General features: G+C 67.7%; 15 protein-coding genes and 1 pseudogene. 6 read left to right on the forward strand and 10 right to left on the reverse strand.

Annotation, left to right across the window (positions count from 1 at the left end; genetic code table 11):
• The first annotated feature begins 48 nt into the window (after positions 1-48).
• Entirely contained in the window at positions 49-723 is a 675-nt protein-coding gene (locus EV646_RS38915) for a GAF and ANTAR domain-containing protein (RefSeq protein WP_158290985.1), read from the forward strand.
• 16 nt (positions 724-739) lie between these two features.
• Here the strand turns inward: EV646_RS38915 and EV646_RS19345 are convergent, their stop codons facing one another.
• Positions 740-1309: a hemerythrin domain-containing protein gene (locus tag EV646_RS19345; RefSeq protein ID WP_132150437.1), complete on the reverse strand. Its 570-nt coding sequence runs from the start codon at positions 1307-1309 to the stop codon at positions 740-742.
• 207 nt (positions 1310-1516) lie between these two features.
• Here EV646_RS19345 and EV646_RS19350 point away from each other — a divergent pair, with 207 nt between their 5' ends.
• On the forward strand, positions 1517-2287 hold the full coding sequence (locus tag EV646_RS19350) for a sigma-70 family RNA polymerase sigma factor (protein WP_132150439.1): 771 nt from the start codon (positions 1517-1519) through the stop codon (positions 2285-2287).
• 397 nt (positions 2288-2684) lie between these two features.
• Here the strand turns inward: EV646_RS19350 and EV646_RS19355 are convergent, their stop codons facing one another.
• Entirely contained in the window at positions 2685-3326 is a 642-nt protein-coding gene (locus tag EV646_RS19355) for a TetR/AcrR family transcriptional regulator (RefSeq protein WP_132150441.1), read from the reverse strand.
• Between the two features lie 96 nt (positions 3327-3422).
• Here EV646_RS19355 and EV646_RS19360 point away from each other — a divergent pair, with 96 nt between their 5' ends.
• A complete protein-coding gene (locus EV646_RS19360; RefSeq protein WP_132150442.1) occupies positions 3423-4361 on the forward strand; it encodes an NADP-dependent oxidoreductase in 939 nt (312 codons plus the stop codon).
• Between the two features lie 44 nt (positions 4362-4405).
• The gene (locus tag EV646_RS19365; protein ID WP_132150444.1) at positions 4406-5065 is read left to right on the forward strand and encodes an SDR family NAD(P)-dependent oxidoreductase; all 660 of its coding nucleotides are present in this window, start codon (positions 4406-4408) and stop codon (positions 5063-5065) included.
• A gap of 111 nt (positions 5066-5176) precedes the next feature.
• On the opposite strand, the gene EV646_RS19370 is transcribed toward EV646_RS19365, so the two are convergent.
• The 8 genes and pseudogenes from EV646_RS19370 to EV646_RS19400 all read right to left on the reverse strand — a co-directional run bounded on the left by EV646_RS19370 (position 5177) and on the right by EV646_RS19400 (position 13629).
• Positions 5177-5986 carry an SDR family NAD(P)-dependent oxidoreductase gene (locus EV646_RS19370; protein ID WP_132150446.1) on the reverse strand — a complete coding sequence of 270 codons (810 nt, stop codon included), beginning with the start codon at positions 5984-5986 and terminating at the stop codon, positions 5177-5179.
• A 33-nt stretch (positions 5987-6019) separates the two neighbouring features.
• On the reverse strand, positions 6020-7225 hold the full coding sequence (locus tag EV646_RS19375; protein WP_241996171.1) for an epoxide hydrolase family protein: 1206 nt from the start codon (positions 7223-7225) through the stop codon (positions 6020-6022).
• On the reverse strand, positions 7212-7685 hold the full coding sequence (locus tag EV646_RS19380) for a MarR family transcriptional regulator (RefSeq protein ID WP_132150450.1): 474 nt from the start codon (positions 7683-7685) through the stop codon (positions 7212-7214). Before EV646_RS19380 ends, EV646_RS19375 begins: the two co-directional genes overlap by 14 nt.
• Before the next feature lie 519 nt (positions 7686-8204).
• Positions 8205-8840: a hypothetical protein gene (locus tag EV646_RS40130; protein ID WP_241996194.1), complete on the reverse strand. Its 636-nt coding sequence runs from the start codon at positions 8838-8840 to the stop codon at positions 8205-8207.
• 1503 nt (positions 8841-10343) lie between these two features.
• Positions 10344-10703: pseudogene (locus tag EV646_RS40980) on the reverse strand (FHA domain-containing protein); the annotation flags it as partial.
• 345 nt (positions 10704-11048) lie between these two features.
• The gene (locus EV646_RS19390) at positions 11049-12200 is read right to left on the reverse strand and encodes an SGNH/GDSL hydrolase family protein (RefSeq protein WP_132150454.1); all 1152 of its coding nucleotides are present in this window, start codon (positions 12198-12200) and stop codon (positions 11049-11051) included.
• 198 nt (positions 12201-12398) lie between these two features.
• A complete protein-coding gene (locus tag EV646_RS19395) occupies positions 12399-13061 on the reverse strand; it encodes an SRPBCC family protein (protein WP_132150456.1) in 663 nt (220 codons plus the stop codon).
• Positions 13054-13629, reverse strand: coding sequence for an ArsR/SmtB family transcription factor (locus EV646_RS19400; protein ID WP_241996172.1), 576 nt, complete (start codon positions 13627-13629; stop codon positions 13054-13056). Before EV646_RS19400 ends, EV646_RS19395 begins: the two co-directional genes overlap by 8 nt.
• A 72-nt stretch (positions 13630-13701) precedes the next feature.
• Here EV646_RS19400 and EV646_RS19405 point away from each other — a divergent pair, with 72 nt between their 5' ends.
• Both EV646_RS19405 and EV646_RS19410 read left to right on the forward strand, forming a co-directional pair.
• Positions 13702-14628: a nucleotidyltransferase domain-containing protein gene (locus tag EV646_RS19405; protein ID WP_132150458.1), complete on the forward strand. Its 927-nt coding sequence runs from the start codon at positions 13702-13704 to the stop codon at positions 14626-14628.
• Complete coding sequence (locus EV646_RS19410) at positions 14618-15382, forward strand: nucleotidyltransferase domain-containing protein (protein ID WP_241996173.1); 765 nt, start codon at positions 14618-14620, stop codon at positions 15380-15382. The genes EV646_RS19405 and EV646_RS19410 overlap by 11 nt, the downstream gene beginning before the upstream one ends.
• Positions 15383-15450: the final 68 nt, after the last annotated feature.

Here is a 15450-nt window from a genome sequence, read left to right on the forward strand (position 1 = left end):
CCCACCGCCCCGCGCATCCGCATCGCCCTCCGGGGTACCGGTCTTGCCGTGATTGACGACCTACTCCTGGCTCTGGCCCAGCGGCTGGCGAAGACGCTGACTCCCGGCGACCTTGACCATACGTTGAGTCGAATTACGGCAGCCGCGGTCGAGGCATTGCCGGACACCGACTACGCGAGCATCACGATCCTGCACGCGGACGGCCGGCTGGAAACCGTCGCTCCGACCGACGACCTGCTCTGGGGCGTCGACGCCGCGCAGTACGAACTGCGCGAAGGTCCTTGCTACGAGGCCGCGGCGGATGAAGTCCACATTGCGGCGCCCGATCTGGCCCACGACGAGCGGTTCCCCAGGTACGCCGCAAGCGCCGTGGCCGCCGGTCTGGCCGCGCAGGCGGGAATCCGGCTCTTCGACGCTCCCAAGTCCCGCGGTGCCCTGAATCTGTACGCCCGGAAGGTCGGTGCCTTCAGCGATCTCGGCGCGCTTGGCGAACTGTTCCGGCACCAGGCGGCGACGGCGATCGACTATGCCCGGGAGATCCACAATCTGCGGGAAGCGGTTCGTACCCGTACGACGATCGGCAAGGCGGTCGGCATCGTGATGGAGCGATACGGGCTGAGCGACGACCGCGCCTTCGCATTCCTGACCCGGCTGTCCCAGGACGGCAACGTCAAGCTCAGAGTCGTCGCTGAGAAACTCATCGCAACCACCACCCGCCGCTGACGAAGCCTGGCGGCAGCTACGTCGAACGGCCGCTGAGCTTGTCGCGGAGCCGGTCGACCAGCCCCACTCCGGGACCGACGAGCTTGTGGAAGAGTTCGGCGTTCGGCGCCGCCGGGTGGGGCCTGGTGGGTGCGAGCTTCTTCGCCGTCTCGACCTTGTCCTTCAGTTCGACGAGCGTGGCACCGGGGACGTGCGCCCGCAGCTGCGGGAACTGCTCGGTCTCCTCGTCCTGGACGTGGTCGAGGAGTACCTGCCGCAGCTTTCCGAGGGCATCCTCGAACTCGGCACTCGCGGCGTCCGCGCCCTCCAGCTGTTTCATCAGGGTCTCGAGTTCCTTGTGTTCCTGGGTATCGTGCTCGACGGCCTTTTCGCCGTCGGGCAGGTGGTCGCGCATCGCGGGGTAGACGTACATCTCCTCGGCGACCGAGTGCCGCACCAGTTCCGCGATGAGCTGGTCGGTCAGATCCCGGCGTTCCTCCGGGTCGACGGTCGCGGTGATCTGATCCGCGAGGTCCTCGACCTCCCGGTGGTCCGCGGTGAGGACGTCGATCACGTCCGGCTCGGTGACGCCGTCGGTGGAAGTCATCAGCTTGCTCCTCGTGCCTAGTGGTGGACCGCGTAGGTACCCCTCCGGAGCCCGTCGAAGCGCCGTACTCGCATCATTTTTGGACGACGGCCTCGGTGGTTGGCTCGCATGGGGTGGGGTACCGCAGGTCTCAGGGGAGCCTGGGACAAACACGCCATGGTCAAAACGGTGCCAGTTGTCGGGTGGTTGATCGCCCAGGTCGATCTGATGACTTCTGCATCATCGGTGTCTCGGGAACCACAAAGCACACTCATCGAAGCACTGCTCCGGCAGGCGTCCGACACCGTCGGCACTCGCCGCGCGGACTTGCTCTGCCAAGCGATCGTGCAGGGCACAGCGATAGCGCGGTCGCTCGCATTACGGTACGACGGACGCGGGGTGGAGCGGGAGGAACTCTTCCAGGTCGCGTACGTCGGACTCGTCAAAGCGGTGCAGGGATATCGACCGGGGCCGGAGACGGACTTCCGGTCGTATGCCCTCCCGACCATTCGAGGTGAGCTCAAGCGGCACTTCCGGGACAATGCGTGGACTGTCCGGCCACCGCGGCGGATCCAGAACCTGCAGGCATCCATCAATGCTGTCGAGGGTGAGCTGGCTGCGCGGTTGCACCGCTGGCCGACCGAGCAGGAGCTGGCTGACCGCATCGGCGTACCGGTCAGGGACGTCAGGGATGCGCAGCGTGCGTTCGGCTGCTTTCACACCATCTCGCTGGACGCTCCGGTGAGCAGTGGGTCCACGACGTCGCTCGGCAGCCTGGTGGCCGACCAGGAGAACACGTTCGAGTTGGTCAATCAGCTCGAGACGCTACGCCCGGCGGTCGAGAACCTCGCCGCTCGGGACAAGCTGATTCTCCGCCGGCGGATGATCGATCACTGGAGTCAAGCCGAGATCGCCGCCGAGATCGGAGTCAGCCAGATGCAGGTCTCGCGACTCCTTCGCCGGATCATGAGCGACCTCCGGTCCGCGCTGGCCGCGTGATGGCAGCTGACGAACGTCAGACGATTTGGCCGCGCGGAGGTTTGTTGCGCCCGCGTTGGGTTACCCAGGCGGCCGGATCAAAGGGAGGCGACAGATGACATCCACCACCAATCAACCGGCAGGTTCAGCAGGCCCTGTGGAGGGCGTACGCGAAGAGGCCGGCGGGCGCACCTGACGCTGCCGCTTGCCCGAGCCGCCCACCTCTGAGCCAGCGGCCGCGTTGGGGGTCGTCGGTGGTGACAGGTGTGCTGCTTGGCAAGGATCAGGCGGGTAGGGCGGGGCCCGGGCCTCGTTGTTCAATCACGTGAGAGGTACGGCGACCAAACCGTCGTACCTCTCAGCCTGCTCTCCCAGGGGAGACAACCTCAGTCGGCGTCGCGTTCTCTGCGACGAAACCTCAACGGCCGAGGTCCACCATGGCCCGATACATGGCGGCCGGGGTGGGGGCGGGCGGTAGGTCAGGGTTCGGTTCCCCGGCGGCGAACGCCTGGAGCATGTAGGCGACCAGACGCCGCCAGGCATCTGGCGCGGCATGGCCGGTGGCGGCAACGACACCTGCGTTGGCCATGAGCAGGATCGCCACATCCTGATGACTGAAGTCGGGGCGAAGGCACCCAGCCGCCTTGGCTCGATCGACCAGCTGGGTCATGGCGTCGAAGGCTCGGGCATGCTGCTTCTCCAGAGCCTTGGCGCTGGGGAAGGTCATGGTCAGCAGGTCGGCGAAGCCGCGGTCGGCGGCCTGCATACCGCAGATGGCTTCGATGTAGCCGGAGAAGCCGTTCCAGGGGTCGGGATCGGCCAGGGCCGTGTCGGCGGCCGTCAGGTAGGCGTCCATCCGGTCGGCGAAGACGGCGTTGATCAGGTCCTCGCGGGTGGGGAAGCGGCGAAACAGGGTGGCGATGCCGACCCCGGCGTGACGGGCGATCTCGGCCATGGAGACATCCAGGCCGGCTTCGGCGTACGCCTCGCGGGCCGCGGCCAGGATGCGCTCGCGGTTCCGCTCGGCATCCCGGCGCAGCGGCGCGTCCTCAGCTCCCATGACCTCATCATAACGCACAACTGGAAAGACCTATCCACTTTGGTGTACTGTCGTTGACGAATCGGATAGACCTTTCCACTTTGGAGATGAGCGCTGATGCGCGCAGTGAGCTTGCCGTCGGTCCCGTCCACCCCGCAGGTGACGGAGCTGGATGTGCCCGTCCCGCAGCCCGGTGAGGTGCTGGTGAAGGTGGCCGCCTCGTCGATCAACGGTTTCGATGCCGCCACCGTTGCCGGCTACTTGCAGGGCTTGATGGAGCACCGCTTCCCGCTGGTGCTCGGCAAGGACTTCGCCGGCACTGTGGCCGCCCTTGGAGAGGGCGTGACCGGCTACGCCGTCGGGGACCAGGTGTTCGGGGTGGTGATGAGGCCGTTCCTGGGCACCGGCTCGCTCGGTGAGTACGTCGCCGTCCCCACCGCGATCGGCCTGGCCCACATCCCCGCCGGCTTGCCGATCGCCGAGGCCGGCGCCTTGGGTCTGGCGGGCACCGCCGCGCTCACCGCGATCGAAGCCGCCGACCCGACGGACGGCGAGGACATTCTGGTGGTGGGCGCGACCGGCGGGGTCGGCGCGATCGCCGTCCAGTACGCCGCCGCACGCGGCGCTCGCGTCATCGCCACCGCTCGCCCCGGCGCTGAGGCCGAGTTGATCACCGAGCTGACCGGCGGCAAGGCCGAGATTGTCGACTACACCGCCGACCTGTCCGCGCAGGTCCGCGCCCTCGCCCCGAACGGCGTGGCCGCCGCTCTGCATCTGGCCGGTGACGGGCAGCAGATCGCCGACCTGGTCGCTGACGGCGGGCGCCTGTCCTCCACTCTCGGCCTGGCAGACGTTGCTTCGCCAGGACGCGACCTGACCGTGTCGACAGTGCGGGCCAACCCCGACAAGGCCACGCTGGCACGCCTGGGCGCCGACGTCGCCTCCGGCGCGATCCGCGTACCGATCGCCACCACCTATTCGCTCGAGCAGGTGCCCCAGGCCTTCGCCGACTTCGGCGCCGGCACCGTCGGCAAGCTCGCCATCGCCATCAACTGAACCGCCATCAACTGAACCGCCATCAACTGAGGAGACCTCCTGATATGCCTGTCATCGCCATTGTCGGCGCAGGTCCCGGCATGGGGCTGTCCATCGCCAAGCTCTTCAGCGGCCGTGGCTTCGAGGTCGCCCTCGTCGCTCGCAACGCCGCCAAGCTCGACACACTCGTTGCCGACCTCAAAGAACACGGTGTGAGCGCCATGGCGTTCACCGCCGACGTCACCGACAGGCCCTCCTTGGTGGCCGCATTCGAGGAGATCACCAAGCGCCTCGGCCCGATTGAGGTGCTGGAGTACTCGCCGGCCACCCGCGAGGTCGAGATGGCGGGCCCGCTCGAGGTCACGCCGGACAATCTCCAGCAGCAGATCGAGTACTACCTGTACGGCGCTGTCACCGCCGCGGCCCAGGTGATTCCCGCGATGCGCGAAGCCGGCCGCGGCACGCTGCTGTTCACCACCGGCGGCGGCTCGATCACCCCGCACCCGGCCATGGGCAACATCAACGCGGCCGCGGCCGCGCTGCGCAACTGGGTGCTCAACCTCCACCAGGTCTTGGACGGCACCGGCGTCTACGCCGCACACGTTGCCATCAGCGCCTGGATCGGCTCCGGCTCTCCCGAAGCCGACCCCGACACCATCGCCGCCACGTACTGGGACCTGTACCAAGCCCGAGACCGCGCCGAAGTGAACTACATCGCCCCCTGACCGTCAGAGGACGCGGCGAACGCCGGGGAGCCGGCGGATCGGGGCGCAAAGGCCACTCGGAGGTGCTCCTGTGGTTCGAGCACCCCGCCGTACAGCTGCCGGAAGTAGCCGTTATCCATGAGTGAGCAGGTCGTCGGTCAGTTGCCGAAGCTGCTTGCGGGCCTGTGCGTCGTACGCCTGCTCGCTCGCCCGTGCCTCGCGTGTGCCGCTGAAGTAGCTGCCGGTTGGCACGTCCGGGCCGTCGATCAGCCGCAGCGTCGCGTCGGCGCCTTCGTCGACCGTGCTGGCGACGCCGGTGCCGGCCTCGCGCACCATCGTGGTGTCCATGAAGGTTGCCGGGTGCAACGAGGTGACGGTGATGCCGTCGTCCCGGACTTCCTCGGCGAGGTCGAAGGTGAACATGATCTGCGCCAGCTTGCTCCGCCGGTACGCCGAGATCCCGTCGTACTGTTGCTCCAGCATCGGATCGGCGAAGTCGATCGGCAACTGTCCGGCGGAGGCGACGTTCACGATCCGCGATGGTGCTGATGCCTTCAGCAACGGCAGCAACAGTCGAGTCAGCCGGTAGCCGGCCAGATAGTTGACAGCGAACCGCAATTCGATGCCATCGGCACTCAACTCCCGCGCCGCTCCACGCCGCCCGAACCCGACGCCGGCATTGTTCACCAGTACGTCGAGACGCTCGGTCAGACGGGCGACGTCGTCCGCCAGTCGATCGACCTGCCGGAGGTCGGCGAGATCCGCGAGTACGACCGACGGTTCAGGACCACCGGCGGTCAGAATCTCCGCCCGCACCTCCTCGGCGCGCTCCGCGGAGCGACCGTGCAGCAGAACCCGCGCCCCCGCCGTACCCAACCGAACAGCAAGCCGCCGACCAAGCCCGTCGGTCGCCCCAGTAATCAAAATCGTTCGACCGTCCATGATCTCCACCCTAGCGACCAGCCGCGGTCTCTTTCAGCGGCGGTCTTGGAAGGTTCGGCGGAGGTCGTTGACCCATTCGGTTGGGGTTTCCCAGGGGATGAAGTGGCCGCCGTGCGGGTGGGCGGTGATGTTGACGTGGTTGTACCAGGCGGCGCGGTCGCTGGCGAGGAAGTGCTCGACGCGCTGCTCGGGGGTGGTGACGCCGGGCGGGTTCTCGTAGCCGACGAAGGTGATCCCGGTCGGGGCTTCGATCACCGGCGTACGGTCGTGGGACGGCGTCCATGGATAGCGGTTGTTGTTGGCGTACGTACGGATGGAGGTGTCGATCGCGTTGCCGGCCCAGTAGATCGTGGCGTGCGTGAGTACGTCGTCGTCGGTGAAGGCCTTGTCGCCGTCTGACCAGCTGAGCCACCGCTCGAGCATCCACGCGAGCATGCCGACGGGTGAGTCGGCGAGCCCGTAGGCGAGGGTGCTCGGGTGCAGAACGTGTACCGCGAGATGGGCCGCGAAGCGCCGCTCCACCTCGACGATCCGCGCGTGGATTTCGGGCGGCAGACCGTCCGGGATCGGGTTGCCGCCGCTCAGGTCCCACCCACGGTCGCCGTTGAAGAAGTCGAGCTTCAGCGCCGATCCGATGTGGATCGCGTACAGCTCGTCGGCGTACTTGTGACCCAACTGCCCGGTGACGAGAGCGCCGACATCGCAGCCGGCGGCGGCGTACTTCGGGTAACCGAGCACACCCGTCATCAGCTCGTGCCAGACGTCGGCCATCTTCCAGAAGTTCATGTCCGGCTGGTTCGGCAACGGGGTGGAGAAGCCGAAGCCGGGTAGCGACGGCACGATCACGTCGTACGCGTCGGCCGGATCACCGCCGTACGACGCCGGATCGGCCAGCGGATCGATCACCTTCGACCAGTGCCAGAACGTCCACGGCCAACCATGGCTGAGAATCAACGGGATCGGCTTCGGCCCGACACCGGCCTTCCTCATGAAGTGCACCGGTACGCCGCCGACGTCGACACGGTACTGCTCGTACGCGTTCATCGCCCGCTCGGCCTTGCGCCAGTCGTACCCGTCGGCCCAATACTCGACGAGTCGCTGCAGCTCAGTACGACGTACGCCGTAGAAGCCGTCTGCGTTGCCCGCGTCGAGCGGCCACTTGGTCTGGTTGAGCCGGCGACGAAGATCGTCGAGTACGTCGTCCGGAACCTGGATCGGAGTCTGATCAAGTGTCAGCACGGTCTGCGCTCCTTCGGTTGCCTTCGGCATCGTTCGTGGCGGCGATCTCGGTGATGCGAGTGAGGACCTGCGCCGAGCCGGCCAAGACTTCGCGTTCCTCATCGGTGAGCTGGGCAACGAGCTGGGACAGCTTCGCAACGCGATGCGCGTGCCGGGACCGCACGATCTCGCGCCCCTGCCGGGTCAGCGACAGCAGCATCGCGCGCCCGTCCCGCGGATCCGGCCGCCGCCGAACCAGCCCGTCCTGCTCGAGCTTCGCCACCAGGCTGGTCAGCGCAGGCTGCTTGAGCTGCTCGGTCTTCAGCAGATCCGTCAACCGAAGCGGCCCACGACGCGCCAACGTATGCAACACCGACAGCGTGGAGAAGTTGAACCTCTGCACCGCCGGCAACCGGATGAAAATCGTGGTGAAGTCCTCGATAGCCGTAGTCAGCCGTTCAAGATCCAGCCCATCACCCATCCCCAAACTATATCAATCTTCGATGTAGTCGACGGGGTGGGGTGGGCCTGACCCCGACCTGGTAGCGAGCGATCTCGTGCCAAGCACCCGCATCGCCGGGACCCTCGCCTACACCGAAGAGGTCCTCACCGACAACACCCAGGCCCCCTGACCGCCGAGTCGTGGGTTTTCGTCGTTCTAGCCGACGCGAATCCACGACTAGGCGACAGCTGTCACTTGCCGCGCTCGTGGCGGCGGTCTGGTGCCGGGGTTCAGCTATCGCCGGAGGGTTGAGCTGGCGCGGTAGATCCAGGCGGCGCTGGAGCTCAGGGCGCTCGAGCTCGGCCGGCGCCAGAGGTTCATTCGGTTGGAGTTCAGCGTCGAACGCGGGATGGATCAGGAGCCAGTTCTCGCCGGAGGTTCAGCCGGGTGGAGCTTCGATTGCCTGGAGGTTTGGTATCGGCGGTTCGGGTGGCGGGAGCGTGGTTGACCGGGGTGGGTTGGCCGGGGCTGGGTTGGCCGGGGCTGGGTCGGCCGGGTTCAGTTGGTGAGGGTGATGCCGCTGACGGTGAACGTCGTACTGCCGGACTTGAGGACCAGCGAGGCGGTGGTGAGGTTGTCGGGGAGGTGGCCGTTGAAGGTGATGGTGCCGTGTTTGACCGTGCCGGACGGGAACTTGCCGGGCCACTGACTGCGGAATCCGTCGGCCTTCAGGCTGGTGCTGTCCGCGCCGATGAAGGTGGCGTTGCCGCCGTCGAGCGAGAGGGCGACGGAGTCCTGGCCCGCGTTCTTGACGGCGACCTCGACCCGCGTGAAGTGGCTGGTATACGTGACGTTCTCGACCGTCACCGTCAGTCCGCCGCCGCTCTTCGCGACAGGCTTGATCAAACGGTCCTCGCCCGATTCCTTGCCGGTGATGGAGCCGGCGATGTACTCGGCACCCGCGGTCAGCGCGAAGCCGCCAACCCCGACGCCCAGCAGTACGACGACGATTGCCACCACCACCGAAGCGTCCAGGCGACTGCTGGTTTCCCGCGTACGCACGGCGTCGAGCAACGCGACTACCATCGCGGCAACGAGCGCAATCGTCGGCGGTACCAGCCAGCGCAACGCCCCACCAGGCCCGTCGGCCAAGAACGTCCCGACCAGGTTGATCACCAACCCAAGCCCCAACACACCCCCCGCCACCACCAACACTCGCCCCAACCTCACCAGCCCAACGGCCTCTTCCTCCGCCGCGCCTGCCCGAGCCCTCTGCCGCTCATCCGCCGATCCGCGCACGCCACCCGACACACCCCGACCTGAACCGGCAGCCCCCGACGCCGTACCCCGACCTGAATCCGCACGCCCCGACGATGCACCCCGTCCCGCAGACCCGGCCGACGTACTTCTGCTGGAACCCGCAGACCCCGCCGCTGCACTCCCGCTGGCACCTCCAGCCGCCGGCGACACTCCCCGGTCTGCACCCGCAGCTCCAGGCGACGAGCCTCCAGGCCATCCTGCACCCGGGCCACCGCCATCAGCAGGCTCCAACGGCACCGTCCGATTCGCAGCCGCCGCCCAGGGCGACCGCGCAGGCTCGGGATTGTCAGCCGACGGATAAGCAGCCCACGCCACCCCACTCCCAGCCGAACCCCCCGGCCCCGCGACGTCATCACCCGCAACCCCCGACCCGTGCGCCCCCGCACCGGCCCACCCAGCCTCCGCGCCGCCTCTGTCCGCACCAATCCAGCCCGCGCCGGCTTCGTCCGCCCCCGCTCGTGAGCCGGCAGCGTCCGCGTCTCGCCAGTCCGGCCTCGAGCCAGCGCCATCCGGTCGTACCGCGCCCCGGTCGTCCGCACCTATCCAGTTCGGCTCTGCACCCGGGCTGTCCGCCTCAGCCCAGCCCGGCGCCGCGCCGGAGAGGTCCGCATGCACCGACCCTGGCGTCGCGCGACGGTCGTCTGTCCGGTTCGGCCCCGAGCCGGACCTGTCCGCCTCAGCCCAGTCCGGCACGCTGCCGTGCCCGTCGCCGCGTGCTGCTCGAGCGCCTGTGTCTGTGCCTGCACGCTGACCGGCCGCCGGGTCGCCCGCGTGCCCCTCCGGTGCGAAAGGCGACCGCATTGGCTCCGACGAGCTGCGGTCTGCCGCGCCGGGCCCGTTGCCGGGTGTTACCCGCGAGCCTGTGCCTGCAGGGTGACCGGATGCTAGGTCGCCCGGGTCCGCCTCTGGTGCGAATGGTGACCGCACTGGCTCCGACGAGCTGCGGTCTGCCGCGAGGTCGACTTCGCCGGGCCTGTCCGCGCCCGTCGTATGACCGCCCTGGTGGACCGGTGCGAATGGCGAACGAGCCGCCTCCGGGTGGGAGGTGTCCGAGGGTGGCGCGAGGTTGGCGGGGTTCGGCGTACGCGGTGCGTTTGGGGTGGGAGACTCGCCGGCTTGGGGTGCGCCGGTTGAGTGAGGGGGTGCGAACGGCGAATCCGGCTGTGCCAGGTGGGCGTATTGCCAGGGGTGCGCCGGTGCTTGGGGCGTTGGGCTGGGGGCGGCGGGCGTTGGCTGAGGAGGTGTCGCCGGCATCGCAGCTTGCGGGCGGTTGCCGGCGGCATTCGGTTGTGCGGCTGGCGGGGCGCCGAGGTTGTCGCGGTGAGCGGAGCTGTCTGGGGTCGGAGCGCTGACGGCTGCGGCTGGTTCATGGAACGTGAGTACTGAGCGGCCGATGTGGATTCGGTCGTTGTTGTTGAGGCGGGTGGGGGCGGTGAGGCGGCGGCCGTTGAGGGCGGTGCCGTTGCGGGACTCGTCGGTGAGGATCCAGTCGCTGCCGGTGCGGGTCAGGCGGGCGTGGATCCGGGAGACCTGGTCGTCGGACGGCAGCCTGACGTCGGCATTCGAGGCGCGCCCGATGGTGACGTCGCCCTCAGCCGGCAGCGTCCAGCGCTGCGAACCGAGCGACAGCGCGAATTCCGTTTCCACAAACACCCCACCGGCCGGCCAACCCGTCTGCGCGATTCTGCCTGTCAGACCCACACCTGGTCCAGAGCGCCCCGCCCCCATGAGCCTCATCACACTCACCCCCGCCGTACCGAACAACGGGACGTAGTCGACCAGCACGACTCAGCCAGGCGGCGCGACTCCGGGTGAGACGGACTACTGCCCGTCCGTCGGTACGACGCAACCACCGCAGCCGTCCGGGAATACCGGCCGTACGACCGGTCCCTGGTTCGGGACGGCCGAGGGGCGGGGGCTGGCCAGGCGTGGTGCAGGCCGGGGCGAGGTGTTGTGCCGCGGCTGGAGCTGGCACCCGTGACGGGGCGTGTGGTGGGTGGGCTGTCGGGCGGTGGCTGTTGGTGTGGCTGGGGGCTGGGAGGGTGGCGGCTCCCGGGGGTGGGGTCGGGAGCCGCCGGGCTGTTAGTTGAGGGTCATTTGGGGTTCGCCGTTGAGGAGGCCGGTGGTGGAGATGGTGCAGGTGCCGCCTCGGTTTTGGGTGTAGGACTGGCGTAGGCAGGAGCGGGTGGCGAGTTGGCCCCAGTAGTTGGGGTGAAGGGATTCCTGGATGTAGTAGTTGGAGCCGACGGTCGTGACGGTGCGGATCTGGTTGATCCATTCGGTTTTGTCGACCGCTGTCGTTTGGGTCCAGGACGTCAGGCCGACCTCTTCGTAGAGGCCGACGGTCTTCTCGCACAGGCGCCGGCCGTTGAAGGCTGACTGGAGTTCGAGCAGGCGCGTGTTGGTCAGGCCGGACTGGCTGATCGCCGCGCGGACGGTGTTGTTGATCGTGGGAAGCGCGGTGCTGTTCGCCCAGTCGGCGTCCGCGTTCCAGAAGCCGCACCCGCCGACGCTCTGCCGGGTGTACCCGCTCTGCGCGTACCGGAAGCCGCTGCCCGGAGGAATCGGCGATGGGTACGTCTGCACCAGCAGCGTCCAGGCGTTGTCGTCGTACCCGGCATTCCGCATCGCTGTCCGCACATTCTGGAATGCGGTAGCGATACGCGCTCGTACGGCGGTGACGTTGGCGGAGGTGAAGTTCGCGACCACCGACGAGTCGTCCTTGCAGTAGTCCGGGTACCAGGACGGCGAGGTCAGGAAGTCGGTCACGCAGGACGTCACGATCGAGGCGAAGTTGAAGTCGTTGCCGCCGATCGACACCGCGACCAGTTTCACGTTGTGGCTCGCGGCGAACTGCTGCAGCATCTTCGCCTGCCCGAGGTGCCCGGCGCCGTCGTCGTAGAAGTCGATCCCGGGTTTGAAGTCGTCGCCGTTGCTCGTCGTCGTACGGGCGCCGGAGCAGGCGAGGTTGAGCCCGCCGACCCCGCCGCCGATGTACGCCTCGGCCGAGCGGCTGCGGTGGCACTTCGGGATCAGCTCGGCGGTCCCGGTCGCGTTGTCGTGGTAGGCGTGGGCGCCGAGCGCGTCGGCCGGCGTCTCGGAGTCGTTCGAGCTGCCGGCCCAGCGGCCCGCCTCGCCCGAGATGTAGGAGTCGCCGACGGTCACGACGTACGGCGTACCGGAACCGGGCCCGTCCGCGTGGGCGGGGGATGCGATCAGACCAAAGCTGGCCATGGAGAACACGAGAACCAAAGACACTCGACGACTTCTGGGAATCTGCACCCGAAGGCCTCTCTCGCCGGAGGTCGATGACCGCCAGGACCCCCGCTCCGGTCACCGTGGCGCGAATGTACTCCCGGGTAACCACAAAGGACAGACCGAGAGTACTGGCACGTTTGCGCAGAGTCACCGCGGTGTCAGGTGGGCCTGTCGTCAGAGGTCGAGGGGTTTCGGGTAGCGGGCCTCCCACCACGCCTTCCAGCGAGCGTCGACGGCCTCGCGGTCCACGTCGCCGTACAGGGTCAAGATCGCCATCGAGGCGCCGGCCGGCTTCTTCTCTGAGGGCGGGATGTGGCTCAGGACCAGCAGCCCGTCGCCCCAGTCGTCGACGGTCAAACCAACCTGATGCTCGGACTTGAACCACTCAGCCGCCGCGCCGATCAGATCCGGCTGCGCGTCGATCGGCGAGCGATCGCCGGTGCCCGAGTAGAACAGGGTCCGCCGCGGCTCGCCCGGGTGGCGCTCCAGCGCGAACCGCAGCTGCTGCAGGAAGGTGATCCAGCCCTCGGTGATGTCGTCGTAGTACGCGTCCCATTCCGGGTTGTCGCCGTACGCCGCTCTGGTCAGAGTGACGCGTGATCCGCCCTCGACCGGCTCGACCACGAACTGGTCGCCGTTTCCGAGTGTGAGGATTCTGCTGTCCTCGTCCGCCGTGACGTCGCTGAAGTAGATGAGGTCGATCTCCTGCTCCAGGCCGTCGCCCTCGACCTCCCAGCCGTGCCAGTGCCGGATCTTCTCCTTGTCCCGCATGGCGTCCCACACCGCCTCGACCGGTGCGGCCACGGTCACCACGATCCGCGGTCTGTCCTCACTCATGCTCTTCTCCCGTACGACGGGCAGCCGGGTGGCCGCCTGCGATCAGCCGATAGGGCCTGCCGCCTTCGCTGTCGAACTCCTCGACCGTCCGCCGGACCGCCCCGGTCAACGCGTCGGTGAAGTCATGTACGTCGCCGGGCGACGCGAACCGCACCTCCGCCTCGATCGTGAAGGTGAGCAGTCGTTTGCCCTCGGCATCGGCCTTACTCTGCATCCGGGCCACGTCCCGAACGGTGCCGGCGGCAACTTCCACCAGATGCTCGGCGGCGTACTGGTCCTGGATCGACGCGAACGCGCGGCCCATCACCCCCGGGTCGACCACCAGGGTCGCGGCCGACGCGCGCAGGATCCGCTCGGTGAATCCGCGTCGCCGACGTTCCTCGACCAGCTCGATCAGGCCGGCCTTCTCCAGTTCGCGCAGGTGGTAGTTCACCCGTTGCCGGGGCAGCTCCAGCGCGGCCGCGAGCTGGGTCGCCGACGACGGCTCCCGAAGCAGGTCGAGCAACTGCCGCCGGATCGGCGACAACGCCATCCGGACCTTCTCCGGCTCCTCGACATACCCCAGCACGCCATCAGCCTCCACTTGACAGAAAAATTTGTCAAGAGCCTGCAAATGGGGTGAACCGGAGGTGATGAAAGCATGAGCGGCATGGGGTTGGCCGGTCCGCAGTTGCCTGTGGGGACTCAGGTAGTGATCCGGGTCGCCGCTCCGGGTGATCAGGGCGGTACGGCGCAACGCGGCGCCACCGGCCGCGTCGCGGGAGTGACACCCGACGGCCGATACGCCGTCCGGCTCGTGGATGGGCGCGAGACAGTGGCGCAACGCGACCAGCTCAGCCTCCGTACGGCGTACCAGGACGAGGCGATCGAGCTCGACCAGCCCGATGGTGATCGGCTCGTGCGGGAGCACACGATCTATGCGGCGGTCGTCGGTTCACGGGCCTTTGGGCTCGACACCGACACCTCGGACACGGATACCCGCGGTGTCTACGTGGCACCGACCGAGTCGTTCTGGTCGCTCGCCAAGCCGCCGACCCACGTGGATGGACCGGAGCCGGAGTGGTTCTCCTGGGAGGTCGAGCGCTTCTGCGAACTCGCCCTCAAGGCCAACCCGAATCTCCTCGAGGTGCTCCACTCCCCGCTGGTTGTCCGTCAGACACCGCTCGGTGAGGAGCTCGTAGGACTACGCGAGTCCTTCCTGTCGCAGCTGGTCTATCAGACGTACTCCGGCTACGTGCTCAGTCAGTTCAAGAAGCTCGAGGCCGACTTCCGCCGTGACGGTGCACCGAAGTGGAAGCATGTCATGCATCTGCTCCGGTTGTTGCTCGCGGCCCGCACTCTGTTGCTGGAGGCAAAGCTCATCGTTGACGTCGGCCCGCATCGGGAGCGGTTGCTGGCGGTCAAGTACGGCGAACTGTCCTGGCCGCAGGTCGAGCAGTGGCGGCTCGGCCTGCATGAGGAACTCGACAACGCCTTGCGGCAAACGGTTCTCCCGGCGACGCCGGACGTCGCGAAGGTCGGCTCCTGGCTCAGGTCCGTCCGGAAGAGGAGCATCGGTGACGCGTGACATGCGGCAGCTCGACTACGCCGAGCTGCGGTCCATCATGGGTGAGCAACCATACAAATTGCTGTTCGCAACGGTTTCCGGCGCTCACCTCTATGGCTTTCCATCGAAAGACTCCGACGTCGACCTGCGCGGCGTCCATGTGCTTCCGGCCGCCGAGGTGGTCGGGCTGCGGACGGGACCGGAGACGCTCGACCGGACCTGGTTCGAGAACGAGGCTGAGGTCGATCTCGTCACCCACGACCTATTGAAGTTCGCCCGGCTGATGCTGCGCCGCAACGGCTATGTCCTGGAGCAGGTGCTGTCTCCGCTGGTCGTCGTCAGTACGCCGGAACACGAAGAGCTGATCCAGCTGGCCAAGGACTGTGTGACGAAATGGCACGCTCACCACTACCGCGGCTTCGCGAACACGCAGTGGCGCTTCTTCGAGCAGAAGCGTGAGCTCAAGCCGCTGCTCTACACCTTCCGGGTGCTGCTCACCGGGATCAACCTGATGCGGACGGGCGTCGTACAGGCTGATCTGCGGGAGTTGCTCGAGTTGCCGGAGGCGCCGGCGTACTTGCCTGAGTTGATGGCCGCCAAGGCGGAAGCCGAGCGTGGCGCGTTCGAAGGACCGTCGGGGGAGCGGCTGGCCGAGGATGTCGCTCGGTTGCAGGCCGCGCTCGACGACGCGGAGGCGGTCACCGACCTGCCGGATCGGCCGACGGCGGAGCCCGCGCTGCACGACCTGCTGCTCCGCGCACGCCTGTCGCACTGAGCTCAAGGCGGCGGCACTGAGCCTGGGATAACGCTTCCCATTCGTGGGAAGGGGACTAGGCTACTTAC

Source organism: Kribbella antiqua, from assembly GCF_004345665.1.
Lineage (GTDB): Bacteria > Actinomycetota > Actinomycetes > Propionibacteriales > Kribbellaceae > Kribbella > Kribbella antiqua.

Bases quoted from the DNA above. Each gene is read 5' to 3' on its own strand.
- EV646_RS19345 (WP_132150437.1), bottom strand. From the start codon at position 1,309: ATGACTTCCACCGACGGCGTCACCGAGCCGGACGTGATCGACGTCCTC.
- EV646_RS19350 (WP_132150439.1), top strand. From the start codon at position 1,517: ATGACTTCTGCATCATCGGTGTCTCGGGAACCACAAAGCACACTCATC.
- EV646_RS19355 (WP_132150441.1), bottom strand. From the start codon at position 3,326: ATGGGAGCTGAGGACGCGCCGCTGCGCCGGGATGCCGAGCGGAACCGC.
- EV646_RS19360 (WP_132150442.1), top strand. From the start codon at position 3,423: ATGCGCGCAGTGAGCTTGCCGTCGGTCCCGTCCACCCCGCAGGTGACG.
- EV646_RS19365 (WP_132150444.1), top strand. From the start codon at position 4,406: ATGCCTGTCATCGCCATTGTCGGCGCAGGTCCCGGCATGGGGCTGTCC.
- EV646_RS19370 (WP_132150446.1), bottom strand. From the start codon at position 5,986: ATGGACGGTCGAACGATTTTGATTACTGGGGCGACCGACGGGCTTGGT.
- EV646_RS19380 (WP_132150450.1), bottom strand. From the start codon at position 7,685: ATGGGTGATGGGCTGGATCTTGAACGGCTGACTACGGCTATCGAGGAC.
- EV646_RS19390 (WP_132150454.1), bottom strand. From the start codon at position 12,200: ATGGCCAGCTTTGGTCTGATCGCATCCCCCGCCCACGCGGACGGGCCC.
- EV646_RS19395 (WP_132150456.1), bottom strand. From the start codon at position 13,061: ATGAGTGAGGACAGACCGCGGATCGTGGTGACCGTGGCCGCACCGGTC.
- EV646_RS19405 (WP_132150458.1), top strand. From the start codon at position 13,702: ATGAGCGGCATGGGGTTGGCCGGTCCGCAGTTGCCTGTGGGGACTCAG.